The following is a 26,090-nucleotide window of genomic DNA, read 5'->3' on the forward strand; positions in this document are numbered from 1 at the left end:
GCGGACACGGCTTGTGATGAATCTGTCACAATGAAATTCCCATAAACAGGCCAAGGCGCTGCTCACCGCAGCGCCTCGGACTCGAGAAACAGATTTGGAAACCGGGCGGACGTCCGGTGACCGGTCAGGCGGCGCCGCGAACGGTGACGCCGTTTTCCTGGAGATGCTGCTGCAGTTCACCGGCCTGGAACATTTCCCGGACAATGTCGCAGCCGCCGATGAACTCGCCCTTTATGTAAAGCTGCGGAATCGTCGGCCAGTTGGAATAATCCTTGATGCCCTGGCGGATTTCCGAATCGGCGAGCACATTGATGCCCTTGTAGTCGACGCCGATGTAATCGAGAATCTGCACGACCTGGCCGGAGAACCCGCACTGCGGAAACTGCGGCGTGCCTTTCATGAAGAGGACGACGTCGTTGCTCTTGATTTCGTTGTCGATGAATTCGTGAATGCCGCTCATGGGATCTGATCCTTTCAACAGGCGAGTTAAAGGCCCGCCGTTTCAATCGTTTTCCTTAGATAGCATGTGACAACAGGAATTCCAGCCGCCCGATCCAAAAAAACCAATGTGGTGAGACCACTTCGGGATTGTTGCCGTCGCGTTACGGCCGAAGTGTTGCCGCGTGTCTCAGACGCGACGCTGACGGCTGCGGCCGGCGGCGGTTCTGCGCTTGCTGATCTGCTTGCGGGCCGGCTTGCGCTTGGGCGCCTTGCGGGCAGCCGTCGTGGTCGCGGCAGGGCGCGCCTTGCGCCTCCTGCGCTTCGTCGTGACGCGGCCGGTGGTTTTCTTCAGAATTTCCTTCAGAACGCTATCGACGACGCCCGATATCAATTCCTTGACAAGATCAGCCACAAAACCCCTCCATTCGCCGCGAAAACAACGTGGCTCCTATTGAATTCCAGAAGAGTTCGGTTAGCAAGGCGCCTTTGAGATCATGCCTGCTTTTTGGCGATATCAGTGACCGGCAGCCGGATCGCAGCAACAGACCGGCGTTAGCAGGGCGGAACACCGAAATGAAATTGATAAAGAAGCGGGTCGTCCTGCATTTCCCGGGCTTCGAGCCGCTCGACGGCCTTGCCCACCGAGCGCGGTACGAACGCTCAGCCAGACAGAGTGCTGCCGTCTGGGGCTACTCGGTCGAAACCGGCGCGCCGGAGGCGGGAAGCGATCCTCTCAGCTTCGAGGTCACGACGGGCAGCGCAGAAGCGCGCGAAACGGCGCCTGCGGCCGAGACCAGTTCCGCCGGCTGGCGGACGAAGAGCCGGATCCACATGATTGATCACGACATGCTCGTGCGCGGGCTGGGCAGCCGCAATACGCTGAGCCGGATCATTGGAGGCTTTCGAAGCTGCGCCGAGATCATGCTGGAAGGTGGCATGCAGGGATATTTCAGGCATGCGTGGCGTTTTGGCCTGTTCTTCCTCTTTCCATTCCTGCTGACGGCGCTGGCAATCGCGCTGACGGCAGAGATCGTTGTCCTGCCCTATGGTCTCGGCTTCTCCGCCTGGCATGTGCTCTGGAGCGGGCCACTGGCGCTTTGCTTCTTCATCTTCGCCTTCCTGCCTTTTTCCGAGCGTTTCCATACGCTGCATCTTTTTGCCGATTGGGAAATGGCAGTGGCGCTCGGCCGTATGGATCGGGCCGACTTCAACGACTGGCTGGAAGAGCGGGCGACCGCGGTGCGCAAGGCGCTCGCCGAGGAGGCGGACGAGTACGTGATCTCCTCGCATAGCATGGGATCGAGCGTCGCCGCCCATGTGATCGGCATATTGCTTGAAAGGGAGCCGGAGATCTTCAAGGGCAGGCGCGTCGTGTTTGCCACACTCGGCAGCGCCATTCTGCAATGCGCCCTGCTGTCATCGGCAACATCGCTTCGCGCCCGCGTTGGCCTGATCGCCCGCTGTCCGGAGATCTTCTGGCTTGACGTGCAATGCCTGACGGATTCGATCAATTTCTACAAGGTGCCGGTCGTTGCCGTCTCCGGCCATGCAGATGCGCCGCCTGCAAAGATCCTTCTTATCCGCGTCAAGCAGATGCTGACGAGCGAACATTACCGGAAGATCCGCAAGGACCAGCTGCGGGTCCATCGGCAATATGTGCTAGGCCCAGATCTCAAGGCGTCCTTTGATTTCGCCCTGATGACGTCAGGACCGATGCCGGCCTCGGTCTTTGCCTCTCCGGAACAGAATAAGCTGCCGGCTTGAAGGCTGGCCTCCAGCGCTGTTGGCTGGTTACGATATTGCCGTTCTGATCCCGCCACAGCCAGCACGCGTCCAAGAGCCGAGGACGTTACTTTACGGCGCTCCAGCGCTTGCATTCAGACGGTGTACGAAATCCGCAAAGAAGGCTGAGGCATGAATGGCTCTTCGGTGGACGGCGATCGTCTGGGGAATTTCAGAGAACGCTCCCTCCACCAGCCGGAAGCCGGTAATTCGCTCCAAACTCTGAACGAGGAATTCGGTCAATCCTGCAGCCGCGTCGCACTGCGATCTGACAAGACGATCGATTGCAGCTGCCGGACTGTCAGTATGCGAGACAGTAGCTTTTTCAAGAATACGCTCGAGCTGCTTCGTATAGGCGGCGCTTTTTGCGGAGGCTATCCGCACTCCTTCAGCATCGACGTCTCCGACGGATCGGAACGCCGTGTCCTCCGGTACCAAATAGGTCGCTCTGACTGAGATGTAGGGGGGTGAAAAGGAGAACCGGTCGGCTCTCGAGGGATCCGAGGCAATAAAAGCAATGTCCCACTCGCCGCGATCGGAAGCGGTGAGGATGTCGGCGGCTGAGCCGTACTGGATCAGCGACAGGCCGCAATCCAGTTGCTCGGCAATCTTGTGACCGATCTGAGCGCTTGGGCCGACCAAGGCGCCGGCCTGATCGTCCCAACGGACCAACGCTGCATTCGACATGTTGACGGCGGCCCGGATTATCCCCGCCGGTGCTATCTCGGACAGAACTTTCTCGCGCGTCGACATCGGCGCGAACTCCTAAGATGCAAAGCGGGCTGCGAGCGCCTCCGATCCTCTTGCAAGGAGGGCGACGTCTACGCCAACGGCGGTGAACAACGTCCCGAGCGAAATGCAGCGGGCGGCGAAAGTCTCGTCCGGCGTGAGGATGCCTGCCGGCTTTCCGAGAATTTTCAGGCGTCCGATCGCATCTTCGATCGTCGCGACCACCTCGGGGTGTCCCGGTTGTCCAGGATGGCCAAAGCTGGCTGCCAGATCGGCGGGACCGATGAAGACACCGTCGACGCCTTCGACCGCTGCGATCGCCTCCAGCCGACCGAGTGCCTCTCGGGTCTCGACCTGCAGAAGCAGGCAGATCTCCTGTTCGGCAACCCGCGCGTAGTTCGGCACGCGCCCGAAGCGGGTGGCGCGCGTCAAGGCGGAGACCCCGCGAACCCCGTGCGGCGGATACCGTATGGCGGCGACCGCTGCCTTCGCTTCCTCCTCGTTCTGCACATAGGGAATGAGGAGCGTTTGGACGCCGATGTCCAGAAAGCGCTTGATCAGCACGGGATCGTTGAATGCCGGGCGTACGACTGGGGAAACGTCGTAAGGCGCGACCGCCTGCAATTGCGGCAGGACGGTAAGGACGTCGCTTGGAGAGTGCTCGGTATCGAACAGCACCCAGTCGAAGCCCGACGGCGCGACGATTTCTGCCGCGTAGCTTCCGGGAAGGCCGCACCAGAGACCGATCTGGCTCTGACCGGCTCTCAATTTTCGTTTGAAGTGATTGATAGGAAGTTCCATCGGCGCCTCACACGAACGAGACGCCGATCGAGCCGACCGGACCATAGTCGGCTTGGATGACATCGCCCTTGGCTATGTCCACCGGGCGAGTAAACGAGCCTGCAAGAACGATCTGGCCCTTCTTCAACCCGGCTCCGACGGCGTGAAGCTTGTTCACAAGCCAAGCGACACCCGCGGCCGGATGCCCCATGATAGCTGCTGAAACACCCGATTCCTCGATGATGCCGTTTTTTGAAAGGGTCGCGCCAACCCAGCGGATGTCAATATCCATTGGTCGGATGATACGACCACCAACGACGATCGCTCCAAAAGCAGCGTTGTCGGCGATCGTATCGGTGATCGCTCTGGGTACCTCGGTTCGGTAATCGATGAGCTCAAGCGCAGGGACGACAAACTCCGTTGCGCGCATGACATCATAGATCCGAGTGCCCGGTCCCTCGAGATCCTCACCCATCACGAAAGCGAGTTCGACTTCGAGGCGAGGCTTGATAAAGAGCTCCGCTCTGATCTGCGCTCCGTCGTTAAAAAGGGCGTCGTCGAGAATGACGCCGTAGTCGGGCTCCGTCATTTTCGAGGCCATCTGCATCGCCCGCGATGTCAGTCCGATCTTATGACCCGCGATCCGCGCCCCCTTTGCAATCCGGGCCTGCGCCCAGAGTGCTTGGATCTCGTAAGCGTCTTCAAGTTCCAAATTCGGATATGTCCTGCTCGGCTGGACGATCGGCTTGCGTTCGGTTTCTGCCTTCAGCAGTGCGTCGGCTGCCGCCTGGCGTTCCTTTTCGGTAATCATAATGTGGCTCTGCTGGTTTCGTTATTTGATCGGGGGACGCGGCAGGATGGCCTCGCCCGGCTCCATGACGTAGGTGTAGTCGAGCGAGAACCAGGGCCCACTGACGTCCGTATCGGATGGGTGCGGCTCGTCATGACGGACAAAGTCGCCTGTCAAAGCCGCGGTGACGCCGAACTGCACATCGGAATCAATGTTCGGATCGCTCGGGTCGAAGACCTGGGAGATGAGGGTTTTGTATCCCTCTTTGAAGATCAGGGCGTGCAGATGCGCAGGTCGGTAAGGGTGGCGGCCTTGCGCTTGGAGAAGCCGACCTACGACCCCGTCAACAGGGATGGGATAGCCCACCATCTTGACCGTTCTGAACCAGAATCGACCCTCGTCGTCCGTAGTGAACTTGCCGCGCAGGTTCATTTCCGCCTGATCAGGATCCTGGTTCTCGTAAAGGCCGACAGGCGAGGCGTGCCATACGTCGATCTCCGCGCCTTGGATGGGCTTGCCTCCTCGATCAACCACCTTCGCGTGGACGAAAAGGGGTGTTCCGGGCGTTTCCGAGCGGATGATGGTTCCGCCGTTCTCGACCCGCGGTGAGTTGAGCCGCCAGAAGGGCCCGAGCAGCGACTGTGACGTCTCGGTCTGCCCGTTGTCGCCGTTGTTGAGCAGGCACACGAGCGCCGAGACGCCAAGCGATCCGGCCATGAGCACGAACTCATTGTGGCTGTCGGTCTGCAGTTGCCCAATTTCGTTGAGGATGGCGGTCGCTTCGCGAAACTCGACTTCCGACAGTCTGACCTCCCGCACGAATGCGTGGAGGTGCTTCACCATTGCAACAAGTATCTCCCGGAGCCGTGGATCCGCGGTGCGGTTCATCACGGCGAGGACGGCAGGCGTCAACTCGCTTTCGGTTCTAATTACCATAAGGCTACCTCCCAATGAGGTTCGACTATCAGAATAATCGATTATTTGTCAACCGGCGACCAAGCGCTCAATGCTGTTGGCAGAGGAGCAGCCGTGGTTTTTGTTAATTAAGTGATTGGAATTGCGTTTTTAATTGCCTTTACGGAGCGTAGATGCGGGGGCATCTAGTGGTTTCTGACGTATTCAAGTTGACATCAATAATCGTTTATCATATCGATTATCGAAACTTTGGCAGGTTGCTTTGGGAGGAAGGATGAACTCGGCCGACGACAGCTCTCTTGCGCCGTTGACAGAAGACGGGCCGTCAGCCGGCTTCCTCGACGATGGCAAGAACACCATCGGCAGTCAGCTCGCATCGCGCCTTCGGGAGGCGATCATCTCCGGTGAACTGGAAGCTGGCAGCAAGATCAATCTCGATAAGGCGCGGAAGACTTTCAATGTCAGTCTGAGCCCGTTGCGGGAGGGCTTGGCCAGGCTCATTTCAGACGGTCTCGTCGAGTTTCAGGACAACAGAGGCTATCGCGTCGCGCCGATCTCCCTGGCCAATCTCGAAGAGGTCACCAGCCTACGCGAGGAACTCGAAGTGTTCGCGCTGCGTGAATCCATGCGTCTCGGAGACGTCGATTGGGAGGGCAACGTCATGCGTGCACTTCATCGTCTCAACCGCACTGAGCGCGACGCCGCGCATCCAGAAACGCTGGAGCACTGGGAAGCGCTTCACCGCGAGTTCCACCTGACACTGATCTCGGGCTGCGGGAAACCTCTGCTACTTCATTTCTGCAGTCTTCTGCTCAATCTCAACGACCGATATCGCCGCGTCTTCCTGATTCGTACGTCGGGCGATCGCAACGTCGGGCAGGAACATAGCGAGATTGCCCAGGGCGCAGTCGCGCGTGATGTCGACTATGCCTGCGACAAGCTCCGCCAGCACATTCATCGCACCGGCACCAATCTGCGCAACCATCTCGCGACGAAGGGAATCGTGTGATGGCAGCCGCAACAGCGAAATCGGCGCCCCCAATTGGCGTCGCGCACTTCTCATCGATATTGCTGCCTCCCGCGGAGTTTGCGAAGGCCGCAGCGCGTGCGGGGTTCTCCAGGGTCGGGCTCAGGCTGCATCCGGCGTTCCCCGGTGCGCCTTACTACGAGCTGCCTGTCGGTGGTTCGGCTGCAGGCGAGTTGAAATCCGTGCTTGCCGGTGAGGGCGTCGAGGTTTTCGATATCGAGTTCTTCGTAATCGACCCCGCTTTCGACGCGTCGTCGTTGGAGGCCACAGTCGCCGCGGCTGCGGACATTGGAGCACGCCGGCTCAGTGTCTGCGGAGACGATCCTGATCAATCCAGATTGGTCTCGAACTTCGCGGATCTCTGCCGCCTTTCGGACCGCTACGGCTTGGCTGTCGATGTCGAGAACATGGGTTGGCGGGTGACTAGAACCTTCCGGGACAGCATCAGTCTTGTGAAGGCGAGTGATGCCCGCAATGCCGGCGCCCTTGTCGACGGAGTACATTTCTTCAGGAATGGCGGCACGCTCGCCTCGCTCCGGACCGAGATGCGCTGGGTAAGGCACGTTCAGTTGTGCGATGTCGCTGGACCGGCGCCGGTGACGCCAGAGGAGATGATCGCTGAAGCTCGAGGCGGGCGGTTCGCGCCGGGAGAGGGCGAACTACCGTTGAAGGAACTCGTCGCAGCGATCGGCAGCTCGGCGGCGATCTCAGTGGAAGTCCCACTCGCAGGGTCTGCCTCGCCTGAGACGCATTTGAAGCATCTGTACGACAAGGCCGAGGGATTATTCGGGCCGGATCGCTGATCCGGCGCCGGCGGGGCGTGAGCCGCGTCGGAGGGAGGAAGTTAACATGGGTTATACGTTCGATTTTGGTGCGGTCTTCGACCGCGCCCCGGAATTGTTTTGGGGTTCGCTTGGGACGCTCGGTCTTGCCGTTGCCGGAATGATCCTTGCGCTCGCGATCGGTATCCTCGGCGTCGCTGCAAGAACATCCAGGAACAAGCTCGTTCGATCTCCGGTGATTGCCTTCGTCGAGATTGTCCGAAACACACCATTCCTGGTGCAGATATTCTTCATCTACTTCGCCCTTCCACTCATGGGCATCCGGTTGAACCCCACCGCTACCGCTGTCATCGCGCTGGGGATCAATGGCGGCGCTTATGCGATCGAGATCATTAGAGGCGGCGTGGAAAGCGTGAGCAAGGGCCAGGTCGAGGCAGGTTTCGCTTTGGGTTTGCATAAGGCCGATGTGTTCCGGCTGATCGTTCTGAAGCCGGCTCTGCGGGCGATCTATCCGTCCCTGACCAGCCAGTTCGTGATGCTGACCTTGACGACCTCGGTCTGCACTTCGATCGCCGCCTACGAGTTGACCTCGGCGGCCCAACGGATCGAATCCGACACTTTTCGAAGCTTCGAGGTCTATTTTAGCGTGACCGCAATCTACCTGGTCATCTCGAGCCTGATGATGGGCATCTTCGCCATTATCTCCCGTTCCTACTTCAACTACCCGACCCGATAGGAGGCGTTCATGGGTCCCATCGGCGAAAACGAGCTGTTCTTCCTCTTACAGGGTCTGAAGTGGACCGTGCTGCTGGCCATCATCGGCTTTGTCGGCGGAGGCATATTCGGAATCCTGATCGCTCTGGTACGCACGTCGAAGAACCGCTTCTCACGTTTGGTGTCGTCGGGCTACATAGCGCTCTTCCAGGGCACGCCGCTGCTGATGCAGCTCTTCGTCGTCTACTACGGCGTCGCGCTATTGGGCGTGGACGTCAATGCATGGATCGCTGTGGCCATCGCGTTCACCCTCCATGCAAGCGCCTTCCTGGGCGAGATCTGGCGCGGTTCGATCGAAGCCGTTCCGAAGGGCCAGACCGAAGCCGCGAGCGCACTCGGGCTGCATTACATCTCCCGAATGAAGGACGTTGTCCTGCCACAGGCGCTGAAGATTTCGATGCCTGCGACCATCGGATTTCTCGTTCAACTCATCAAGGGCACATCGCTTGCAGCAATCGTCGGCTTCATCGAGCTGACCCGTGCCGGACAGATCATTTCGAACCAGACCTACCGCCCACTGCTCGTCTTCGGGATCGTCGGAATGGTCTACTTCATCATTTGTTGGCCTCTCTCCCACATCGGGAGCGGCCTCGAAAAACGGATGGCGAAAGCCGCCCGCTAACCTTGCTTCACCCGAAGCAAAGACCACAGAGGAGGAGAATGGAAATGCATAACAATCGCAGACAATTTCTTGGAATGGCCCTCGCTACGGCCGCCTTCGCCACGGTAGGCGCCGCAGCGGCTTCCGCGGCGACCGTCGAGGAGATCAAGGCCAAGGGCACGATCGTCGTCGGCATTCAGGGCGACAACGCGCCATGGGGCTTCGTCAACTCGAGCGGCAAGCAGGACGGGTTCGACGCTGATATCGCGACACTCTTCGCTAGGGAACTCGGAGTTAAGGTCCAGTTCCAGCCGCTCGCCGTCGCCAACCGCATTCCGGCCCTGACCACCGGTAAGGTCGATATCCTGTTCGCCACGATGGCGATGACGGAAGAGCGCGCCAAATCGATCCAGTACAGCAAGCCATACGCGGCAAACACGATTTCGCTCTATGCGGCAAAGGCCGATACCGCGAAAACGCCTGCCGATGTTGCCGGGTGGGAAATCGGCGTGCCGAAGTCCAGCTCGCAGGACAAGGCCATTACCGACGCTGTGGGATCGACGGCGACCATCCGCCGCTTCGACGACGACGCTGCAACCATTCAGGCGCTGGTCTCCGGACAGGTCAAGGCCGTCGGAGGCAACATGTTCTACGGACAGCGGCTCGATGCCGCCAGCCCCGGCACCTACGAGCGCAAGATCGACTTTCTGACGACTTACAATGGCGTCGGAACGCGACTGGGCGAGAAGGACTGGAACGAGGCCGTCAATGCCTTCCTCGACAAGATCAAGGGGAATGGCGAACTTGCCGCCATCACCAAGAAGTGGATGAACATCGATCTGCCGAAGTTCCCGGAATCCATCCCCAACATCCCGTTCACCGTCAAGTAAAGCATACATGGAGGGCGCCGTGCTCAGTTCCGCTAATGACCAGTCGACATTGATATCCCTTGAAAAGGTTCAGAAATGGTACGGCTCCTTCCATGCGTTGAAAAATATCAGCCTGTCGGTCCGCAAAGGCGAGAAGATCGTCCTTTGCGGGCCTTCGGGTTCCGGAAAGTCGACGTTAATCCGCTGCATCAACGCTCTTGAGTTGATCCAGGAAGGCAGGATCGTCGTCGACGGACAATCGCTCGACGGCACGAGCAAGGCGGTTGACGCCATTCGGCGCGAAGTCGGGATGGTGTTCCAGAACTTCAATTTGTTCCCCCACATGACCGTTCTGCAGAACTGCGCGCTTGCGCCCATGAGGGTCCGCGGAACCAGCCGGGCTGACGCCGAGAGGCTGGCGAGAAAATACCTCGAACGGGTTCGGATCCTTGATCAGGCGGAGAAGTATCCCGCGCAGCTCAGCGGTGGCCAGCAGCAGCGTGTCGCTATTGCCAGGGCGCTTTGCATGGAGCCCAAGGCGATGCTGTTCGACGAACCCACATCGGCGCTCGATCCGGAAATGGTCAAGGAAGTGCTGGACACGATGATCGGCCTCGCACGCGACGGCATGACCATGATCTGCGTGACCCATGAAATGGGTTTTGCCCGTCAAGTTGCAGACCGGGTCATCTTCATGGCTTCCGGCGAGATCATAGAGGAGGCCGAGCCCGAGGTCTTCTTCAAGTCTCCGACGCATGAGCGCACCAAGGCCTTCCTTGGCGAGATCCTCGCACATCACTGAGCCGATTGGGTTATCGAAATGAACAACAACACATTCCTCGTCGGTCTCATCGGGGCCGACATCCAGATGTCGAAGTCTCCCGCGCTTCATGAAACCGAGGCGCGGCACCTGAAGCTGGATTACCATTACGAGCTCGTCGACCTCGCCGAGCGCGGTCTACCCGCTTCTGCGTTGTCAGGACTGCTCGCAGAACTTGAGGACCGTGGCTTCGCAGGAAGCAACATCACGCACCCGTGCAAGCAGACGGTCATCGCTCATCTTACGAGCCTGTCCGAGGACGCCGAGATGCTCGGAGCGGTCAACACAGTCGTGCTTCGGGATGGAAAGCGGATCGGGCACAATACGGATTGGTATGGCTTCTATAAGAATTTCGAGCGGGGCATGCCCGGTGTCGCCAAAACGCATGCCGTCCTGCTCGGCGCAGGCGGCGCAGGAGTCGCCGTCGCGCACGCGGCCATCAAGCTCGGTATCGAGATGCTCTCGATCTTCGACCAGGACACAAATCGCGCCGCCGCGCTTGCCGATCAGCTCAACCGGCGCTTTTCAAGAACCTGCGCGCAGCCGATCAGAGAGGTCGGCGCGGCGCTCGATTCTGCGGATGGGCTGATCCACGCTACCCCGACGGGGATGCGAAGTCATCCCGGTCTGCCGATCGATCCGGAATGGCTTCATCCACATCACTGGGTCGCCGATATCGTCTACATGCCGCTCGTGACCGAACTTCTGGCCCTGGCGGAGGAGAAGGGGTGCAGGACCTTGCCGGGCGGCGGCATGACCGTGTTCCAGGCCGCGGCGGCCTTTGAACTGTTCACGGGCGTAAAACCGGATGCGGAACGCATGTCGCGCCACTTCGAAGAATTGTGTCGAGCTCCAGCCTGACCGGGAGGACATGTCTTGCCGCACATCATTATCGACTATAGCCAGGGTGCTGCCGAACGGGTGGCGATCGATGAATTGACCAGAGCGGTCCACCACCGGGTGCGCGACGGGGGCCTGGTGAGGCCCACGGCCGTGCGGACCTTCGCCAGGGAGGCGACCTTCTCCTGCGTCGGTGACGAGCATCCGGAAAATCACTTCATCCAGATAATCGTGCGCATGGCCCCTGGCCGGCCGGCAGAAACGAAGCGGGAGTTGTTAAAGGCGGTCCTCGAAGCTGCGCGCGATGTCGCAGCCCCCGCGCTGCAAGCAGGGCGGCTGGGGCTGCGGGCCGATCTTTACGAGTCCGATCCGAATTTCGCATTCCAGGAAATAGCGTTCGCCTAAGCTTGGCAACGCCCTCACAAGGAGAATTACAATGAGCCTGATCTACGTTCTGAATGGCCCAAATCTCAATTTGCTCGGCAAGCGACAGCCTCACATCTATGGTCACGAGACGCTGGCCGATGTCGAGGCAGACTGCCGGAAAGTGGCCTCGGAACTCGGCCACGAGATCTGTTTCCACCAGAGCAACCGTGAATATGAAATCATCGACTGGATTCACGAAGCGCGCGAAGACGGAGGCGGCATCGTCATCAATCCGGCCGCATTCACGCACACGTCGCTTGCGATCCTCGATGCCTTGAACACGTTCGAAGGTCCCGTCATCGAGATCCATATCTCCAACATGTATAAGCGCGAAAGCTTCCGTCATCATTCCTTCGTTTCCCACCGCGCCGACGGCATCATCACCGGTCTTGGTACGGAGGGCTATACGCTCGGAATCCGCCGCGTCGCGACGATGCTCACGGCACCGAAGAAGGACTGACAAATGACTCCTCCGGTCAAACTGGCGGTCCTCGGCGCGGGGCTTATCGGGAAACGCCACATCAAACACGTGCTGGACGAACCGATGGCGGAGCTTGTCGCGATCGTCGACCCGAGCCCGGTTGGAAAGGGGATCGCCAGCGAGGTTGGCGTCAAATGGTTTTCCACCTTTGCTGAGATGGTCGCCGCAGCGCGTCCTGACGGCGTTATCATCGCGACGCCCAACCAGATCCATGTCAGAAACGGTTTTGAGGCCCTCGAGGCCGGCATCCCGGCATTGATCGAGAAGCCCATCGTCGACGATATTGCTGCTGGCGAGAGGCTCGTTGAGATGGCCGAGGCCAAATGCGTTCCGCTGCTGACCGGACATCATCGCCGACATAATCCGATGATGCAAAGAGCTAAACAGATTATCGAAAGCGGAAAGCTCGGACGAATACTGGTCGTGAATGCCATGTTCTGGCTATTCAAACCGGAGGAATACTTCGACACTTCCTGGCGGCGCGAACGCGGCGCGGGACCAGTCTTTCTCAATCTGATCCACGACATCGACAACCTTCGCTACCTATTCGGGGATGTCACGGCGGTCCAGGCGCTCGAATCCAACGCAGTTCGCGGAAACGCCGTTGAGGAGACCGCGGTGATCCTCATCGAGTTCAAGAACGGAATTCTCGGGACTGCTTCCGTTTCGGATTCCGTCGTCGCGCCATGGAGTTGGGAGATGACGACCGGCGAGAACCCCGCTTACCCTAAAACCGAGGAGGCTTGCTACATGATCGGCGGCACCCACGGGTCGCTGTCGGTGCCGTCGCTCAACATGTGGAGCAATCCGGGCAAAAGGAGCTGGATGGAACCGTTCGAATGTCATCGCGCCGAAATCGAGAACGAGGATCCGCTAGTCCTGCAGATACGCCAGCTTTGCAGGGTCATCAGAGGGGAAGAAGCGCCGCTGGTCAGCGGACGTGAGGGACTAGAAACCTTAAAGGTTATCGACGCCGTGAAGCGATCCGCCGCGGCGGGCAAGCGTATCAGTCTGACCTAAATCGTTCGCGCCAGGTTACGGCGGTCGGGGAGCATTAAGTCATTCACCGAGCTGAAGCGCGGTGGCGGCATTCCTGAGATGTCCCTCGGGTCAAGCCCGAGGACAGGAATGAGGGAGGTTGAAGTACGGCGCATGCGAGGCCGGATACCGTTGTCATGCAGAACCGCTTTGCAGAGAACTAAAGACCCGGAAGGAAAGAATCCTTCCGCCCGGGCCTCTTTATTTCAAAGCTTCGGCCGGCCGAAGCCGGCATGTCAATCCGGCGCGGAGGTCTGCAGGGCGAGAGCGTGCAATACGCCGCCCATGTTTCCCTTCAGCGCCTCGTAGACCATCTGGTGCTGCTGTACGCGGCTCTTGCCGCGGAAGGCTTCAGCGACGACTTCGGCGGCGTAGTGATCGCCGTCGCCCGCCAGATCGCGGATAGTCACCTTGGCACCGGGAATCCCAGCCTTGATCATGTCTTCGATATCGCCGGGTTTCATGGCCATGATCGTTACTCCTTGCGCATCATTCCGCGGCAAGCTCGCCGCGGCCTTCCATGAAGTCAGGGAACCACGATTCATGGGCATCGCGCAATTGCTGAATCGGCAGTGAAATAAGATCGCCGACATCAAGTGTATCGCCCCCGACCGTGCCGAGGCGACGGAAGGGAACGCCGGCGCCTTCCGCATTGACGCAGACGAAATCGGCGACATCGGCCGGCACAGTCAGCACATAACGGGCCTGGTCTTCGCCGAAGAGCAGCGCATGCGCAGCACCCTTGCCTTCGCCGAGACCGATCTTCATGCCTTTGTCCGAGGCCATGGCCATTTCGGCGAGCGCGACGGCCAGACCGCCCGAGGATATGTCGTGGCAGGCGGTCGCCTGGCCGTTGCGGATGACGGAGCGGACGAAATCGCCATTGCGGCGCTCGGCGAAGAGATCGACTTCCGGCGCCGGCCCTTCACGACTGGAGAGCAGGTCTCTGAGATAGACGGACTGACCGAGATGGCTGCCGTCGACGCCGATCATGATTACCTTGTCGCCGTCATTGGCGCTGCCGATGCGGACCATCTTGCGCCAGTCCGGCAGCAGGCCGACGCCTGCAATCGTCGGCGTCGGCAGGATGGCGACGCCATTTGTCTCGTTGTAGAGCGAGACGTTGCCGGAGACAATCGGAAAGTCGAGCGCGCGGCATGCTTCGCCGATGCCCTTCACCGCCTGCACGAACTGGCCCATGATCTCGGGCTTTTCGGGGTTGCCGAAGTTCAAATTGTCGGTGGCAGCGAGCGGCTCGGCGCCGGTCGCGGTGATGTTGCGCCAGCATTCGGCGACCGCCTGCTTGCCGCCCTCGAAGGGATCAGCCTCGACATAACGCGGCGTCACGTCGGAGGAGAAGGCAAGCGCCTTGCTCTTGTGGCCATCGACGCGCACGACGCCGGCGTCGCCGCCGGGGAGCTGCAGCGAGTTGCCTTGGATCAGCGTGTCATACTGCTCATAGACCCAGCGGCGGCTCGACTGATTGGCGGAGCCGACGAGCTGGAGCAGCGCCTGGCCGTAATCCTTAGGCGCCACGACGAGATTGGCGGGCAGGGGCGCAGGCTTGCCGGATTCACGCCAGGGGCGGTCATATTCCGGCGCCTGGTCGCCGAGATCCTTGATCGGCAGGTTGGCGACTTCTTCGCCCTGATGCATGACGCGGAAGCGCAGGTCGTCGGTCGTCCTGCCGACGATGGCAAAGTCGAGGCCCCATTTGACGAAGATCGCCTTGGCCTGCTCTTCCTTTTCGGGCTGCAGCACCATGAGCATGCGCTCCTGGCTTTCCGACAGCATCATCTCATAGGCGGTCATCCGCTCTTCACGGACCGGCACCTTGTCGAGTTCCAGCAGAATGCCGAGATCGCCCTTGGCGCCCATTTCGACGGCCGAGCAGGTGAGGCCGGCCGCACCCATGTCCTGGATGGCGATGACGGCGCCGGTCTGCATCAACTCGAGGCAGGCTTCGAGCAGGCATTTTTCGGTGAAGGGGTCGCCGACCTGAACTGTCGGGCGCTTTTCTTCGATCGATTCGTCGAATTCGGCCGATGCCATTGTCGCGCCGCCGACGCCGTCGCGGCCGGTCTTAGCGCCGAGATAGACGACCGGAAGACCGACGCCCTTGGCTTCGGAGAGGAAGATGGCGTTGGATTTGGCGATACCAGCGGCAAAGGCGTTGACGAGTATGTTGCCGTTATAACGCGCATCGAACTCGACTTCGCCACCGACCGTGGGAACGCCGAAGGAATTGCCGTAACCGCCGACTCCGGAAACGACGCCGGAGACGAGATGGCGGGTCTTCGGATGATCCGGTTCGCCAAAACGCAGCGCGTTCATCGCGGCGATCGGGCGCGCGCCCATGGTGAAGACGTCGCGAAGGATGCCGCCGACGCCGGTCGCAGCACCCTGGTATGGCTCGATATAGGAGGGGTGGTTGTGGCTCTCCATCTTGAAGACGACGCAATCCCCGTCATCGATATCGACGACGCCGGCATTCTCGCCAGGCCCCTGGATGACGCGTGGCCCCTTGGTCGGCAGCGTGCGCAGCCATTTCTTCGAGGATTTGTAGGAGCAGTGCTCGTTCCACATGGCCGAGAAGATGCCGAGCTCGGTGAAGGTCGGCTCGCGGCCGATCAGATCCAGGATGCGCTGGTACTCGTCCGGCTTCAGGCCGTGGCTTGCAATGAGTTCCGGCGTGATCGGGATGGTGTTTGGAATGGTCATGAGCGGAAAGTCCCTGGCGCGTTTTGCGCTGTCTTTAGCTTATGTAGCGGCGACGCGCGACAGAAAAAAGCCCGCCGTCAACAGAGGGCGGGCAGGCTTTTCTCGTAAAGGCGCCAATCGCTCAGAACTTGTAGCCGATCTGGATGCCGGCGCGCGTCATTCCGTCATTCGGGCCGTCGCAGAGATCGGCATGAGAGGAGTGGGCGATCTGGGCCATCACGTTCCAATTGCGGGTTAAACGGTAACCGGCGCCGACATATTCGTGGAACAGGACGCGGCAGCCGAGTTCCGGGCCGTCATCATTGTCGTCCAGCTCGCCGGTATGGATGACGCCGCCGAATCCGGCTTCGGCAAAGAGTTTTTCGTTGAGATCGACTGTCCAGGTGAAGCCCGTGAAGAATTGGGTTGCTTCACCCGAAGTGCCGATCGACGTGCCGAGATGGACACGAGGATGCAACAGCTGTTGCTGCCAGCCGACAGCCTCCTCATATCCGAAAGGATCGAAGAGAGCGGTAATCTCCGGAAAGACGCCATCTTCCCCGGCACGACCCGATTGCACCGAGGCGGAGGCCCCGAAACGCAATTCATCGAATATCTGCTCGCCGGCATTGACCGAACCCGCCATCGAGGTGACGGCTACGGCCGCCACGGATGCCAGCCCCAAGAAGCGTAACGCGATCTTTCCGAACTCGACCCTCATCTGCCGTCCTTTGATTCGCACCAAGCGGGGATAACAAAGAGGTAGCATGGGGGTCGCAGTGGTAAAGCGCTCTCGTCAGGCGTGTGCGTTTTTTGGAATTATGGCGTGTATTTGCAACAGGTCATATTTCGCCGTCATAGGCGGATCCGCCATTTTCCAGCAGCCGGCGCAGGATAATCAGGCCTGCGGTCAATTCCTGGCCCGTTTTGGGTGAGGAGAAGCCGATGCGAATGCGGTAGTAGGTTTTCTCGCTGCGAGCCGCCTTGAATTCGTCCTCGTCATCGACCAGCACGCCGTCGCGAAAGGCGGCATTCTTGAAGGTGCCGGACATCCAGGGCTCCGGCAGTTTCAGCCAGAGGAAGGGCGCATGCGGGTGCCACGCGAAGTCGAAACCCTGCAGATGCTCGCGGGCGAGGTGGGCGCGCCGGGAGAGTTCTCCGATAACTTCCTTGCGGATCTCGTGCGCCCGGCCGCTTTCGACCAGGCGGGCACAGGTCTCCGCCAGGATGAAAGGCAGGCCGCCCGTGACCATCCTGTGCGTCACCTTGATGCGCTGGGCAAAGTGTGGCGGGCAGGCGACCCAGCCGCCGCGCACACCGGCGGCGACCGATTTTGACAGGCCGTTGACCAGGAAGGTGCGGTCGGGCGCAAGCGCGGCGATGAGCGGCGTCTCATCGTCGGCCATGCCGCCGTAGAGGTCGTCCTCGATTAGCCAGACGCTGTGCTTTCTGGCAATTGCAGCAATTGCTGCGCGCCGCTCGTAGGGCATGATCGTCACTGTCGGATTATGAACCGTCGGCATCAGGAAGGCGATCTTCGGATGCTGCTGCTGGCAGAGCCTTTCGAAATCGTCGGGAATGACGCCGAATTCGTCGGAATCGACCGTCACCGTGCGGCGGCCGAGAAGACGGGCGCTGCGGCTGACCTGGGTATAGGTCAGATTTTCGAAGACGATCTTGTCGCCCGGCGCCGAGACAGCGGCAATAACGGCGACCGCCGCGGCATGGGCGCCGAGCGTCGGTACGATGTTTTCGACCTCCGGTGTCCAGCCGCTGCGGGCAAGCCAGCGGCGGCCGGCGTCGAACCAGTTGCGCGGAAAACTACGGGAATAGGAGGAAATCTCGGTGAGATGCTGTTCGCCGATCTCGGCGAGGATGGCTGAGATGATCTTGCCTTGGCCGAGGTCTGGGGCGGCTGTCGTATCGAAACGGATCTTGTCGGCGGGCGCGTCCTGAAAGCGAGTGCCGCCGAGCGAGACGGCCAGTGCATCGGTTTGTTCGCCGGGCGGCATCTCGGCGCGGTTCAGCACATAGGTGCCGCGGCCCACCTCGCCGGCAATCAGGCCGCGCTCGTGCACCAGCGCATAGGCGCGGCCGATCGTGCCGATCGTCACGCCGATATCATAGGCAAGATTGCGCTGCGGCGGCAACTTGCTGCCGGCGGGCAGGGCGCCGCTCGCAATGGCGGATTCGATGCTGTCGGCAAGTCGGAGATAGACCGGCCCGGAGCCGCGGGAAAGATCAGGAAGCCAATTTGTCATGGTGACAATTGCTTATATTGTCACCGCGTACATGTCAAGATTAAGAGTCAATCCCAAGGATGAGCCGAGAGGATCCCCGAAATGTCTGCATTGCCCGAAATCAACACGCCAATTGTACCTATTGTCTCTTATGAGGACAGGCGCCTCATCCTTCCCAGCCCGCCTGCCGAAGCGACGACGCATCTGGGACGGATCTGGGCCGCCATTCGTCTCTGGCATCAGAAGCGGGAGGGCCGGCGCGCGCTCAGGGAGCTTACTGCGGCAGGACTCAAGGATATCGGGGTTTCGCAGTCCGAAGCCGCACGCGAAATCAGCAAGTCATTTTTCTGGGACTGATGCTGCGGGCGACCGCAGCGATCATTTGCAGGCCCTGTTGCCGCCGGACCAACGATTGACATCGGCGGCGATGCGGCCGGCGACAGGCTCCTGCATAATCGGACCAAAGGCCTGCAGATGGGCAGGGCTTCCCTCGGCCTGGACGACGAGCAGCGGCCGGCTTTCCGGGCTGCCCTTGTGGACGAGCAGGATGCGCGGCCGACCGGAGAAGGAATTGAGTTCCGGAGCGAGCTTATAGGCTGCAAAGGCCGGATCGCCAGATTTGAACCAGCAGGCATTGGCGCCGAGCGCTACGCGCTCCATCGTCGGCAACGCCGCCCGGTTTGGGCCTGCCGCCGGTGCCGGCGACTGGCAGGCCGCGACAACGGTTGCCAGAGCGGTCAACAAAGCGGCGTTTGCGACGGTGAGGCGAGGGCGCATTGATCTTGCTCCAGTGATCCGGATGAAGGTCTTCTCGGCTGCATGCCGTTGCCCGCGGTAGGCCTGCGGGCGGCATGGCTGAGGTGAGGTCAGGCGGCGACGACGTCGAGCGCCGAGGCGAAGAGGCCCCGGCCATCCGAACCGCCATGGGCGGCCTCGATCAGGTTTTCCGGATGCGGCATCATGCCGAGCACATTGCCCTTTTCGTTCATCACGCCGGCAATGTCGTTGATCGAACCGTTCGGATTGGTGCCCTCGGCATAACGGAACAGAACCTGACCATTGCCCTCGATCTTCGCCAGCGTCGCTTCGTCGGCAAAATAATTGCCATCGTGATGGGCGACCGGGCAACGGATGACCTGTCCTTGCGCGTAGGCGCGGGTGAAATCCGTCTCGGCATTGACGACTTCGAGCTTGATCTCGCGGCAGACGAATTTCAGCGAGGCGTTGCGCATCAGCGCGCCCGGCAGCAGGCGCGCTTCGACGAGGATCTGGAAGCCGTTGCAGACGCCGAGCACCTTCACGCCCTTTGCAGCCTTGTCGATGATCGCCTGCATGACCGGCATTCGGGCGGCGATCGCGCCGCAGCGCAGATAATCGCCATAGGAGAAGCCACCGGGGATGACGATCAGGTCAACGTCGGGGATTTCCGTCTCCGTTTGCCAGATCGTCACCGGCTGATGACCCGAGATCTTGGTGAGAGCGGCGATCATGTCGCGATCGCGGTTGAGGCCCGGAAGTTGAACGACGGCTGATTTCATAGAGTCCCCGCATTTCGCGAAAGATATTGGACTGGAACGCTCTCGGCGAGCCATACTCCATTGTCCGCGACAAAGAAAGAATGGCCTTCTGAAAACATGGCGGCTGCGTCGACACGCAGAATGATATAGTCGCCCTTGCGGCGCACGGCGACAATTTTCGCCGTTTCGATGTCGGCCGACAGATGGACGTGGTGCCGCTCCATCTTTTTCAGGCCTTCGCGCTCGATCGACGGCCAGTTCGTGAGTGACGTGCCGTGAAAGAGAACTGCCGGCGGTTCAACCGGGGCTAACGCCAGATCGACCTCGACACTGTGGCCCTGATTGGCGCGGATCCTGTTATCGACAAGCGTGAAGCGTTTCTTCGGACTGTTGTCGATGATCTCGACGATATCGGCGCGGGAGACGCCGTATTTCGACGTCAGCACCTTTTCGAGATCATCGAACGATACCCAACCCTCGGCATCAAGCGTCAAGCCTGCGGCATCCGGCGCATGGCGCAAAACATAGCTCATGAATTTCGAGACTTCCGTCTCCAGCTTTGCCTTCAGCATGACGCTCAATCCATAAGACCCGCCGGTTGACGGGCAGGTCTGCAGGTCAGTCGATCGCGATCGCGTAATTCTCGATGACCGTGTTGGCGAGCAGTTTTTCGCACATCGCCTTGAGGTCTGCCTCGGCGCTGGCCTTGTCGGCGCCTTCGAGCTCGAGGTCGAAGACCTTGCCCTGCCTTACATGGCCGACGCCCGAAAAGCCGAGGGCGCTGAGCGCCCCTTCGATGGCCTTGCCCTGCGGATCGAGAACGCCGTTTTTCAGCGTGACGGTGACACGAGCCTTGATCACTTTGTCTTTCCTGCCTTACTTGACCAGACGATCTTTACTTAACCAAAACGGGGCCGGTGCCGCGCACAGGCTCGTTTTCATTGATGATGCCGAGACGGCGAGCGACTTCGGAGTAGGCTTCAAGCAAGCCACCGAGGTCGCGGCGGAAGCGGTCCTTGTCCATCTTCTCGCGGGTTTCGATATCCCAGAGCCGGCAGCTGTCCGGCGAGATCTCGTCGGCGAGGATGATGCGCATCAGATCGCCTTCGAAGAGGCGGCCGCATTCGATCTTGAAATCGACAAGCTGGATGCCGACGCCGAGGAAGAGACCGGTCATGAAATCGTTGACGCGGATGGCGAGCGCCATGATGTCGTCGAGCTCGGCCGGATTGGCCCAGCCGAAGGCGGTGATGTGCTCTTCGGAGACCATCGGATCGTCGAGCGCATCGGACTTGTAATAGAACTCGATGATCGAGCGGGGCAGCACGACGCCTTCCTCGATACCAAGGCGCTTGGCGAGAGAACCGGCAGCGACGTTGCGCACGACGATCTCCAGCGGGATCATCTCCACTTCCCTGATCAGCTGCTCGCGCATATTGAGCCGGCGGATGAAATGGGTGGGGATGCCGATCTTGTTCAGGTGGCTGAAGATATATTCGGAAATGCGGTTGTTGAGGACGCCCTTGCCGTCGATGACTTCGTGTTTCTTCTTGTTGAAGGCGGTGGCATCGTCCTTGAAGAACTGGATCAAAGTGCCCGGCTCCGGACCCTCATACAGAATCTTTGCCTTGCCCTCGTAGATACGGCGGCGACGGTTCATCTTGGTCATTCTCTGTTGTTGGCGCTCTTGGGATAGCGCGAGTGGATCGATCTCGTGGCGTCCCCTTAAAGGAAAAGAGAGTGTTTCACAATCCGCCTGTCGCTCCTTCCCCGGTTTCCGGATTTCGTGGCCGCGGTTCCCGGATTTGGTGGCTCTATTTCGGGATTTTACGGAATAGCGCCAAGAGAATCGAATGAATTCGCTTTACGAGTCTAGCGGCTTTTCCTCTACGGTGGAATGAAGGCGAAATGGCGGGCCGCTTATACAGGTTTTATTTGACTCTTCTGCTTGGCAGCGCGCGGCGAAGATGCGTCTGCAGGCCGCGCGCGGCGGTCAGCCCGAGGCGCCAGCATCCGGCGCGAATGAAGGAGGGGATCTGCATGGCCGGCATCGGCCGTGCGAGCGCATAGCCCTGCAGCGTGTCGCAGCCGAGTTGCTCCAGAATGCGGACATGATCCGCCGTCTCCACGCCCTCGGCAATGACGAGAATATTGAGCGAGCGCCCGATATCGATGATCGCGCCGACGAGCTTACGCTGCTCGGCCGAGTGCGGCAGCATGCGGATCAGCTCGCGATCAATCTTCAGCGTGTTCGGGCTCAGGCGCAGAAGGCTGACGATCGAGGCGTGGCCGGTGCCGAAGTCGTCGATATGGATGTCGATGCCGAGCTTGCGCAGCTTTTTCAAATTGGCGGCCACCGCCTCGTCGCAATCGTCGAGCGAGATCGATTCCAGCAGTTCGAAGGCGATGGCGCCGGGTTCGATCTTCAGGGCGCGGAGCTTTTTGCCGAGGTCGGGATCGGTCAGCCGCCGGGCGGAAACGTTGACCGATATTTTGGGGATCGATAGCCCATCCTTTATCCAGGCACGCCGGTCTGCCAGCGCGCGCTCCAGGATCAAGGCGTCGATCGTCGAGACGACGTCGAGATCCTCGGCGATATCGAGAAAGCGATCCGGCGTCAGCAGCCCGTGCACGGGGTGTTGCCAGCGGGCGAGCGTCTCGATGCCTGTGACATCGAGCGTGCGGGCGTCGAACTGCAACTGATAGAACGGCACGAATTCATCGCGCTCCAGGCCGATGAGGATTTCATCGGCGAGCTGCTTGGCGGAGACGATATCGTTGCGGGCCGATGCCGAGAAGAATTCGAAGCGGTTTCGGCCAAGACCCTTGGCGCGATAGAGCGCAATGTCGGCGTCAAGCAGCGTCTGCTTGGCGTCGAGCTTGGCGCCGCCATCGACCGCGATGCCGATGCTGGCGCCGAAACGGCAGTCATGCCCCTCATATCTGACGGGCCGGCGCAATTCGCGGATCAGGCGTTCGGCCAGGCTGGCGATCTTCTTCGATGCAGCATCGACGGCGCAGAGGATGACAAATTCGTCACCGCCGATACGCGCGACGAAATCAGCGGCGCGAACGGAATGTCTGAGCACATTTGCGGTGTGTTGCAGCATTGCGTCGCCCGCCCGATGGCCGAGGGTATCGTTGATCTGCTTGAAGCGGTCGAGATCGATATGCAGAACCGCCAAAGCGAGGCCGTTAACCCGGCATTCCGCTGCTCGGTCGTCCAGCATCTTGTCGAGATAGCGGCGGTTTGGCAGGCCGGTGAGGTAATCGTGCAACGCCAGATGCTCGATGCTCTCCTTGGCGGCTTCGAGTTCGCGGTTGCGGGCTTCCGCCAAATCCTTGGCGCGCTGCAGCTCGTTGCGAAGCGCGACCTCCTCGGTGACGTCCCAATTGGCGCCGATCAGTTTGCGTTGGCCGTTGCCGTCGACGAAGAAGGCCGAGCGGGCACGGATGATTCGTTCGACTCCGTCGCCGCGGATGATGCGGTATTCCTGCTGAAAATCGCTGCCGCTTTCGACGCTGCGATCGGCGAGGCCGAGCACGCGTTCACGGTCATCCGGATGCAGGCTCTTGGCCCAGGCGTCACCGCCGATCTTGCGTGCCGCACCCTGCAAGCCGTAGATGGCAATGAGGCGATCATCCCATTCGACGACGTCATTTTCGATATCGGCCTCGAAGACGCCGATGCGGGAAACTTCCAGCGCCAGGTCGAGCCGGCGCGACAGGCGCGACAGCGTCTCCTCGGCTTCCTTGCGGGCGGTGATATCGGTATCCGTTCCAACGACGCGCGTCGGTACGCCATTCTCATCCCACTCGACGCAGGCCCCACGGCAGTCGATCCAGACCCAGTGGCCGTCCCTGTGGCGTTCACGATATTGGAAGATCTGATAATCCGGATCGCCGGCATTCTGCCGGTCGATCGCATGAGCGACGAAGTCGCGGTCGTCCGGATGGACGAGTTGCAGCCAAGCCTCGTAGTCGCCGGCGACGTCCTCGTCCGGCGCCATTCCCCGGATGGTTTTCCACGTCGGCGAATAATATTTCCGGTTTAGACGGTAATTGTGGTCCCATACGCCGAGGCCGGAACCAACAAGCGCATGGTTCCAGCGGCTCTCGCGCTCAGCCAGATCAGAATCGTCGGTCGACCCATCGCCGGCCTCAGCCGCTGCAGGATCGCCATGCGCTTCATGGGCCCCTGAATGGGCTTTCCTCACGGGCATTCTCGCTGATTTCATCTCGGCGCAGTCTGCGGCACTTCTATTAAGAAAGCCTTAGAAAGTAGTCGCTGAAATGACGAGCGCCGGGTCTCCCAAATCAGACAGAGAGGCGGCTGAGGAACTGGGCGAAGACCATTGTTCCTTCCGGCCAGGGGCCGTGCCCGGATTCAGTGCTGATATGTCCCGCCTCGCCGGCATCGACGAGGAAGGAACCCCAGCAACTGGCGATATCGTCGGCATGCTCGTAGCTGCCGAACGGATCATTGCGGCTGGCGACGGTGATGGAAGGGAAGGGCAGTGGGTCGCGCGGATAGGGCCCGAAGGTCATCAGGTGCTTGGGGCGGATATCCGGATTGGTGACTTCAGGCGGAGCGACGAGGAAAGCGCCTGCCACCCGCTTGCGGAAATGCGGGATGGCATGGATTGCCGAGGGCACGCCGAGCGAATGGGCGACGAGCACAACGGGGCGGGTCGAGGCGTTCACCTCTTCGGCGATACGGGCGATCCAGTCCTCGCGGACCGGCTTCGTCCATTCGGCCTGTTCGACGCGCCGCGCCGTGCTGAGCTTCGCCTCCCAGCGGCTCTGCCAATGGCCGGGGCCGGAATTGGTATAGCCGGGGATGATAAGGATATCTGCGTCTGAGGCTTTCATAGTGCCGCCGATGTGAGAAAGCCCGCCAAAGATGTCAAGAGGGGGCGGCAAGGGAGAGAGCGACACGGGCGATGAATTTTGTTATGTTGCTCGAGTGCCGGTTGCGGATTTCGTATCGGCTTGCCCGCCGATGCGTATCCGCGGCCGACCAAAGTCTCGGCTGAGGAGGAGAAAGCCATGGCGGCATTTCATGTCATGACGGGTGCCAGTGAAAACCTGGCGCGGCCCGTGGTCAATCGCATCGGTATCGCCGACGTCTTCGACGCGCTGAAGCGCGGGCTCGACGATTTCAGTGAAAAGCCTTCCCACTATGTGTTCTTGTGCCTGATGTATCCAATCGCCGGCGTCTTCCTGACGCTGTGGACCTCCGGCGCCAACCTGCTGCCGATGATATTCCCGCTGATGTCCGGTTTCGTGCTGATCGGTCCGATTGCGGCGATCGGTCTTTATGAGATCAGCCGCCGACGCGAGGAAGGCCTCGATACGTCATGGACGCATGCGCTTGAGGTGCGCCATTCGCCGGCGCTGCCATCGATCATCGCCGTCGGACTGATGCTCTTTGCCCTTTTCGTCGTCTGGCTGGTGACGGCACAGACGCTGTACGCCAATCTTCTCGGTGATGTGTTCCCGCGCACCATGACGGACTTCACCCGCCAGGTCTTCGGTACGGCCCAGGGCCTGCAGTTGATCATCTGGGGCAATCTCATCGGTTTTGTCTTCGCGCTCGTCGTGCTGGCGATATCGGTCATCACCTTTCCGCTTCTGCTCGACCGCGACGTCGGAGCGGTTGCCGCCGTCGTGACCTCGATTCGTGCGACGATCGCCAATCCGGTACCGGTGCTGCTCTGGGGCCTGATCGTCGCCGGACTTCTCGTCGTCGGCACCATCCCGGTCTTTGCCGGACTCGCACTCGTTATCCCGATCCTCGGCCACGCGACCTGGCATCTCTACCGCAAGCTGATTGCGCGGGAAGCTGTGTAGCTTCGGTCCTGCCCGCGGGAAAACCTTGATACCGTGGGATCCCCGATTTTCGGGAACCTCGAACCTGCCTCGGAGTTTTTTACTCCGAGGAGAGATTTCAGAGGTGATGATGACGCATCTGTTTGCCCGCTTCGCAAGCAAGACATCGGAATGGGCGGGTAAGCCCGTCATCTTCATCCTGGCACTGTGCGTCGTTATTATCTGGGCCTTGCTCGGACCTTTCTTCGACTATTCGGAAACCTGGCAGCTCATCATCAACACGGGAACGACCATCATCACCTTCCTGATGGTCTTCGTCCTGCAGAACGCCCAGACGCGCGACACCCGGGCAATCCAAGCCAAACTCAACGAAATCATTTTGACAAGCCATGCGGAGAACCGCTTTATCGGCATCGAAAATCTCGACGAGGAAGAGCTGAAACATCTCGACGAACTGGTCGCCAAGGCCGCCAAGGGCAGGGGGCAGACGGAGGCCTGCCAAACGACCGAGATTGAGCTAGCGATGCCACCACCGAAAAAGGCGCAGGCGCGCAAACGCTCTGCGAATGCCAAAGCATCGAAGCAGAAACAACGGCCACTTGAGAAAAGCTAACCATCATCCATTCTGCAATCACAAAAGAAAAAGACAGAAATGAAAACGGCGCCTGCGTAGTCCCCGTCAGTCTGTTAAAAAGTCTCGTCCGTC

General features: G+C 60.3%; 31 protein-coding genes. 14 read left to right on the plus strand and 17 right to left on the minus strand.

Translation table 11 applies throughout. From position 1 onward, the window contains the following. Positions 1 to 124: 124 nt before the first annotated feature. Positions 125 to 460: a Grx4 family monothiol glutaredoxin gene (gene grxD, locus CO660_RS14175; RefSeq protein ID WP_011425564.1), complete on the minus strand. Its 336-nt coding sequence runs from the start codon at positions 458 to 460 to the stop codon at positions 125 to 127. Positions 461 to 628: 168 nt separating this feature from the next. Next, positions 629 to 853, minus strand: coding sequence for a hypothetical protein (locus tag CO660_RS14180; RefSeq protein WP_097599236.1), 225 nt, complete (start codon positions 851 to 853; stop codon positions 629 to 631). 161 nt (positions 854 to 1,014) lie between these two features. Here CO660_RS14180 and CO660_RS14185 point away from each other — a divergent pair, with 161 nt between their 5' ends. Then, complete coding sequence (locus CO660_RS14185) at positions 1,015 to 2,205, plus strand: hypothetical protein (RefSeq protein WP_097599237.1); 1,191 nt, start codon at positions 1,015 to 1,017, stop codon at positions 2,203 to 2,205. A 90-nt stretch (positions 2,206 to 2,295) separates the two neighbouring features. Here CO660_RS14185 and CO660_RS14190 read toward each other — a convergent pair whose 3' ends face one another. The 4 genes from CO660_RS14190 to CO660_RS14205 are packed head-to-tail and all read right to left on the minus strand — an operon-like array spanning position 2,296 to position 5,458. Beyond that, positions 2,296 to 2,976, minus strand: coding sequence for a transporter substrate-binding domain-containing protein (locus CO660_RS14190; RefSeq protein WP_097599238.1), 681 nt, complete (start codon positions 2,974 to 2,976; stop codon positions 2,296 to 2,298). A gap of 12 nt (positions 2,977 to 2,988) precedes the next feature. Next, positions 2,989 to 3,753: a 4-hydroxy-2-oxoheptanedioate aldolase gene (gene hpaI, locus CO660_RS14195; protein WP_097599239.1), complete on the minus strand. Its 765-nt coding sequence runs from the start codon at positions 3,751 to 3,753 to the stop codon at positions 2,989 to 2,991. A 7-nt stretch (positions 3,754 to 3,760) separates the two neighbouring features. Then, positions 3,761 to 4,543, minus strand: a complete 783-nt coding sequence (gene hpaH / locus CO660_RS14200; RefSeq protein WP_097599240.1) for a 2-oxo-hept-4-ene-1,7-dioate hydratase — start codon at positions 4,541 to 4,543, stop codon at positions 3,761 to 3,763. A 21-nt stretch (positions 4,544 to 4,564) separates the two neighbouring features. Then, on the minus strand, positions 4,565 to 5,458 hold the full coding sequence (locus CO660_RS14205; RefSeq protein WP_097599241.1) for an intradiol ring-cleavage dioxygenase: 894 nt from the start codon (positions 5,456 to 5,458) through the stop codon (positions 4,565 to 4,567). 253 nt (positions 5,459 to 5,711) lie between these two features. Between CO660_RS14205 and CO660_RS14210 the strand changes: the two genes are divergently transcribed. From CO660_RS14210 to CO660_RS14255, 10 genes are read left to right on the plus strand one after another with little or no spacing between them, the layout of a single operon-like run. Continuing rightward, complete coding sequence (locus tag CO660_RS14210; protein ID WP_097599242.1) at positions 5,712 to 6,446, plus strand: GntR family transcriptional regulator; 735 nt, start codon at positions 5,712 to 5,714, stop codon at positions 6,444 to 6,446. Beyond that, positions 6,446 to 7,267, plus strand: coding sequence for a sugar phosphate isomerase/epimerase (locus CO660_RS14215; RefSeq protein WP_097599243.1), 822 nt, complete (start codon positions 6,446 to 6,448; stop codon positions 7,265 to 7,267). Before CO660_RS14210 ends, CO660_RS14215 begins: the two co-directional genes overlap by 1 nt. 46 nt (positions 7,268 to 7,313) lie before the next feature. Continuing rightward, entirely contained in the window at positions 7,314 to 7,982 is a 669-nt protein-coding gene (locus CO660_RS14220) for an amino acid ABC transporter permease (protein WP_097599244.1), read from the plus strand. A gap of 9 nt (positions 7,983 to 7,991) precedes the next feature. Next, positions 7,992 to 8,642, plus strand: a complete 651-nt coding sequence (locus tag CO660_RS14225; protein ID WP_097599245.1) for an amino acid ABC transporter permease — start codon at positions 7,992 to 7,994, stop codon at positions 8,640 to 8,642. Positions 8,643 to 8,686: 44 nt separating this feature from the next. Then, entirely contained in the window at positions 8,687 to 9,511 is an 825-nt protein-coding gene (locus CO660_RS14230; RefSeq protein ID WP_097599246.1) for a transporter substrate-binding domain-containing protein, read from the plus strand. Between the two features lie 7 nt (positions 9,512 to 9,518). Then, a complete protein-coding gene (locus CO660_RS14235; RefSeq protein ID WP_085778319.1) occupies positions 9,519 to 10,292 on the plus strand; it encodes an amino acid ABC transporter ATP-binding protein in 774 nt (257 codons plus the stop codon). Positions 10,293 to 10,310: 18 nt separating this feature from the next. After that, entirely contained in the window at positions 10,311 to 11,171 is an 861-nt protein-coding gene (locus CO660_RS14240) for a shikimate dehydrogenase (RefSeq protein WP_176536289.1), read from the plus strand. Between the two features lie 15 nt (positions 11,172 to 11,186). Further along, positions 11,187 to 11,555, plus strand: coding sequence for a 5-carboxymethyl-2-hydroxymuconate Delta-isomerase (locus CO660_RS14245; RefSeq protein ID WP_097599248.1), 369 nt, complete (start codon positions 11,187 to 11,189; stop codon positions 11,553 to 11,555). Positions 11,556 to 11,586: 31 nt separating this feature from the next. Next, positions 11,587 to 12,036 carry a type II 3-dehydroquinate dehydratase gene (aroQ, locus tag CO660_RS14250; RefSeq protein WP_097599249.1) on the plus strand — a complete coding sequence of 150 codons (450 nt, stop codon included), beginning with the start codon at positions 11,587 to 11,589 and terminating at the stop codon, positions 12,034 to 12,036. Positions 12,037 to 12,039: 3 nt separating this feature from the next. Continuing rightward, positions 12,040 to 13,077: a Gfo/Idh/MocA family oxidoreductase gene (locus tag CO660_RS14255; RefSeq protein ID WP_097599250.1), complete on the plus strand. Its 1,038-nt coding sequence runs from the start codon at positions 12,040 to 12,042 to the stop codon at positions 13,075 to 13,077. 254 nt (positions 13,078 to 13,331) lie between these two features. Here CO660_RS14255 and CO660_RS14260 read toward each other — a convergent pair whose 3' ends face one another. The 4 genes from CO660_RS14260 to CO660_RS14275 all read right to left on the minus strand — a co-directional run bounded on the left by CO660_RS14260 (position 13,332) and on the right by CO660_RS14275 (position 18,056). Beyond that, the gene (locus CO660_RS14260) at positions 13,332 to 13,565 is read right to left on the minus strand and encodes a BolA family transcriptional regulator (protein WP_004676237.1); all 234 of its coding nucleotides are present in this window, start codon (positions 13,563 to 13,565) and stop codon (positions 13,332 to 13,334) included. A 19-nt stretch (positions 13,566 to 13,584) separates the two neighbouring features. Continuing rightward, positions 13,585 to 15,816: a phosphoribosylformylglycinamidine synthase subunit PurL gene (gene purL, locus CO660_RS14265; RefSeq protein WP_097599251.1), complete on the minus strand. Its 2,232-nt coding sequence runs from the start codon at positions 15,814 to 15,816 to the stop codon at positions 13,585 to 13,587. 121 nt (positions 15,817 to 15,937) lie between these two features. Then, entirely contained in the window at positions 15,938 to 16,516 is a 579-nt protein-coding gene (locus tag CO660_RS14270; RefSeq protein WP_097599252.1) for an acyloxyacyl hydrolase, read from the minus strand. A gap of 121 nt (positions 16,517 to 16,637) precedes the next feature. Next, positions 16,638 to 18,056, minus strand: a complete 1,419-nt coding sequence (locus tag CO660_RS14275) for a PLP-dependent aminotransferase family protein (protein WP_097599253.1) — start codon at positions 18,054 to 18,056, stop codon at positions 16,638 to 16,640. Between the two features lie 81 nt (positions 18,057 to 18,137). On the opposite strand from CO660_RS14275, the gene CO660_RS14280 reads away from it, so the two are divergent. Next, on the plus strand, positions 18,138 to 18,392 hold the full coding sequence (locus tag CO660_RS14280; RefSeq protein ID WP_097599254.1) for a DUF1127 domain-containing protein: 255 nt from the start codon (positions 18,138 to 18,140) through the stop codon (positions 18,390 to 18,392). A gap of 21 nt (positions 18,393 to 18,413) precedes the next feature. Here CO660_RS14280 and CO660_RS14285 read toward each other — a convergent pair whose 3' ends face one another. The 7 genes from CO660_RS14285 to CO660_RS14315 all read right to left on the minus strand — a co-directional run bounded on the left by CO660_RS14285 (position 18,414) and on the right by CO660_RS14315 (position 24,424). After that, on the minus strand, positions 18,414 to 18,812 hold the full coding sequence (locus tag CO660_RS14285) for a hypothetical protein (protein ID WP_097599255.1): 399 nt from the start codon (positions 18,810 to 18,812) through the stop codon (positions 18,414 to 18,416). Positions 18,813 to 18,901: 89 nt separating this feature from the next. Next, entirely contained in the window at positions 18,902 to 19,573 is a 672-nt protein-coding gene (gene purQ / locus CO660_RS14290) for a phosphoribosylformylglycinamidine synthase subunit PurQ (RefSeq protein WP_097599256.1), read from the minus strand. After that, positions 19,570 to 20,124, minus strand: a complete 555-nt coding sequence (locus CO660_RS14295; protein ID WP_097599257.1) for an RNA 2'-phosphotransferase — start codon at positions 20,122 to 20,124, stop codon at positions 19,570 to 19,572. The genes purQ and CO660_RS14295 overlap by 4 nt, the downstream gene beginning before the upstream one ends. Positions 20,125 to 20,170: 46 nt before the next feature. After that, positions 20,171 to 20,413 (minus strand): phosphoribosylformylglycinamidine synthase subunit PurS, encoded by a 243-nt coding sequence (gene purS / locus CO660_RS14300; protein WP_085778308.1) that lies wholly within the window; start codon positions 20,411 to 20,413, stop codon positions 20,171 to 20,173. A gap of 34 nt (positions 20,414 to 20,447) precedes the next feature. After that, entirely contained in the window at positions 20,448 to 21,212 is a 765-nt protein-coding gene (gene purC, locus CO660_RS14305) for a phosphoribosylaminoimidazolesuccinocarboxamide synthase (RefSeq protein WP_085780082.1), read from the minus strand. 271 nt (positions 21,213 to 21,483) lie between these two features. Further along, on the minus strand, positions 21,484 to 23,775 hold the full coding sequence (locus CO660_RS14310; RefSeq protein WP_097599258.1) for an EAL domain-containing protein: 2,292 nt from the start codon (positions 23,773 to 23,775) through the stop codon (positions 21,484 to 21,486). Positions 23,776 to 23,869: 94 nt separating this feature from the next. After that, positions 23,870 to 24,424: an alpha/beta hydrolase gene (locus CO660_RS14315; protein ID WP_097599259.1), complete on the minus strand. Its 555-nt coding sequence runs from the start codon at positions 24,422 to 24,424 to the stop codon at positions 23,870 to 23,872. Positions 24,425 to 24,601: 177 nt separating this feature from the next. On the opposite strand from CO660_RS14315, the gene CO660_RS14320 reads away from it, so the two are divergent. Next, positions 24,602 to 25,405, plus strand: coding sequence for a DUF2189 domain-containing protein (locus CO660_RS14320; RefSeq protein ID WP_097599260.1), 804 nt, complete (start codon positions 24,602 to 24,604; stop codon positions 25,403 to 25,405). Between the two features lie 109 nt (positions 25,406 to 25,514). Continuing rightward, entirely contained in the window at positions 25,515 to 25,997 is a 483-nt protein-coding gene (locus CO660_RS14325; protein WP_097599372.1) for a low affinity iron permease family protein, read from the plus strand. Positions 25,998 to 26,090: the final 93 nt, after the last annotated feature.

This window comes from Rhizobium sp. L9 (assembly GCF_002531885.1).
Lineage (GTDB): Bacteria > Pseudomonadota > Alphaproteobacteria > Rhizobiales > Rhizobiaceae > Rhizobium.

Bases quoted from the DNA above. Each gene is read 5' to 3' on its own strand.
- CO660_RS14220 (WP_097599244.1), top strand. From the start codon at position 7,314: ATGGGTTATACGTTCGATTTTGGTGCGGTCTTCGACCGCGCCCCGGAA.
- CO660_RS14275 (WP_097599253.1), bottom strand. From the start codon at position 18,056: ATGACAAATTGGCTTCCTGATCTTTCCCGCGGCTCCGGGCCGGTCTAT.
- CO660_RS14280 (WP_097599254.1), top strand. From the start codon at position 18,138: ATGTCTGCATTGCCCGAAATCAACACGCCAATTGTACCTATTGTCTCT.
- purC (WP_085780082.1), bottom strand. From the start codon at position 21,212: ATGAACCGTCGCCGCCGTATCTACGAGGGCAAGGCAAAGATTCTGTAT.
- CO660_RS14270 (WP_097599252.1), bottom strand. From the start codon at position 16,516: ATGAGGGTCGAGTTCGGAAAGATCGCGTTACGCTTCTTGGGGCTGGCA.
- CO660_RS14295 (WP_097599257.1), bottom strand. From the start codon at position 20,124: ATGCTGAAGGCAAAGCTGGAGACGGAAGTCTCGAAATTCATGAGCTAT.
- purQ (WP_097599256.1), bottom strand. From the start codon at position 19,573: ATGAAATCAGCCGTCGTTCAACTTCCGGGCCTCAACCGCGATCGCGAC.
- CO660_RS14185 (WP_097599237.1), top strand. From the start codon at position 1,015: ATGAAATTGATAAAGAAGCGGGTCGTCCTGCATTTCCCGGGCTTCGAG.
- hpaH (WP_097599240.1), bottom strand. From the start codon at position 4,543: ATGATTACCGAAAAGGAACGCCAGGCGGCAGCCGACGCACTGCTGAAG.
- hpaI (WP_097599239.1), bottom strand. From the start codon at position 3,753: ATGGAACTTCCTATCAATCACTTCAAACGAAAATTGAGAGCCGGTCAG.
- CO660_RS14310 (WP_097599258.1), bottom strand. From the start codon at position 23,775: ATGCCCGTGAGGAAAGCCCATTCAGGGGCCCATGAAGCGCATGGCGAT.
- purL (WP_097599251.1), bottom strand. From the start codon at position 15,816: ATGACCATTCCAAACACCATCCCGATCACGCCGGAACTCATTGCAAGC.
- CO660_RS14210 (WP_097599242.1), top strand. From the start codon at position 5,712: ATGAACTCGGCCGACGACAGCTCTCTTGCGCCGTTGACAGAAGACGGG.
- CO660_RS14285 (WP_097599255.1), bottom strand. From the start codon at position 18,812: ATGCGCCCTCGCCTCACCGTCGCAAACGCCGCTTTGTTGACCGCTCTG.
- CO660_RS14325 (WP_097599372.1), top strand. From the start codon at position 25,515: ATGACGCATCTGTTTGCCCGCTTCGCAAGCAAGACATCGGAATGGGCG.
- CO660_RS14315 (WP_097599259.1), bottom strand. From the start codon at position 24,424: ATGAAAGCCTCAGACGCAGATATCCTTATCATCCCCGGCTATACCAAT.
- CO660_RS14205 (WP_097599241.1), bottom strand. From the start codon at position 5,458: ATGGTAATTAGAACCGAAAGCGAGTTGACGCCTGCCGTCCTCGCCGTG.
- CO660_RS14215 (WP_097599243.1), top strand. From the start codon at position 6,446: ATGGCAGCCGCAACAGCGAAATCGGCGCCCCCAATTGGCGTCGCGCAC.
- CO660_RS14235 (WP_085778319.1), top strand. From the start codon at position 9,519: ATGGAGGGCGCCGTGCTCAGTTCCGCTAATGACCAGTCGACATTGATA.
- CO660_RS14320 (WP_097599260.1), top strand. From the start codon at position 24,602: ATGGCGGCATTTCATGTCATGACGGGTGCCAGTGAAAACCTGGCGCGG.
- CO660_RS14255 (WP_097599250.1), top strand. From the start codon at position 12,040: ATGACTCCTCCGGTCAAACTGGCGGTCCTCGGCGCGGGGCTTATCGGG.
- CO660_RS14225 (WP_097599245.1), top strand. From the start codon at position 7,992: ATGGGTCCCATCGGCGAAAACGAGCTGTTCTTCCTCTTACAGGGTCTG.
- CO660_RS14240 (WP_176536289.1), top strand. From the start codon at position 10,311: ATGAACAACAACACATTCCTCGTCGGTCTCATCGGGGCCGACATCCAG.
- CO660_RS14190 (WP_097599238.1), bottom strand. From the start codon at position 2,976: ATGTCGACGCGCGAGAAAGTTCTGTCCGAGATAGCACCGGCGGGGATA.
- grxD (WP_011425564.1), bottom strand. From the start codon at position 460: ATGAGCGGCATTCACGAATTCATCGACAACGAAATCAAGAGCAACGAC.
- aroQ (WP_097599249.1), top strand. From the start codon at position 11,587: ATGAGCCTGATCTACGTTCTGAATGGCCCAAATCTCAATTTGCTCGGC.
- CO660_RS14260 (WP_004676237.1), bottom strand. From the start codon at position 13,565: ATGGCCATGAAACCCGGCGATATCGAAGACATGATCAAGGCTGGGATT.
- CO660_RS14230 (WP_097599246.1), top strand. From the start codon at position 8,687: ATGCATAACAATCGCAGACAATTTCTTGGAATGGCCCTCGCTACGGCC.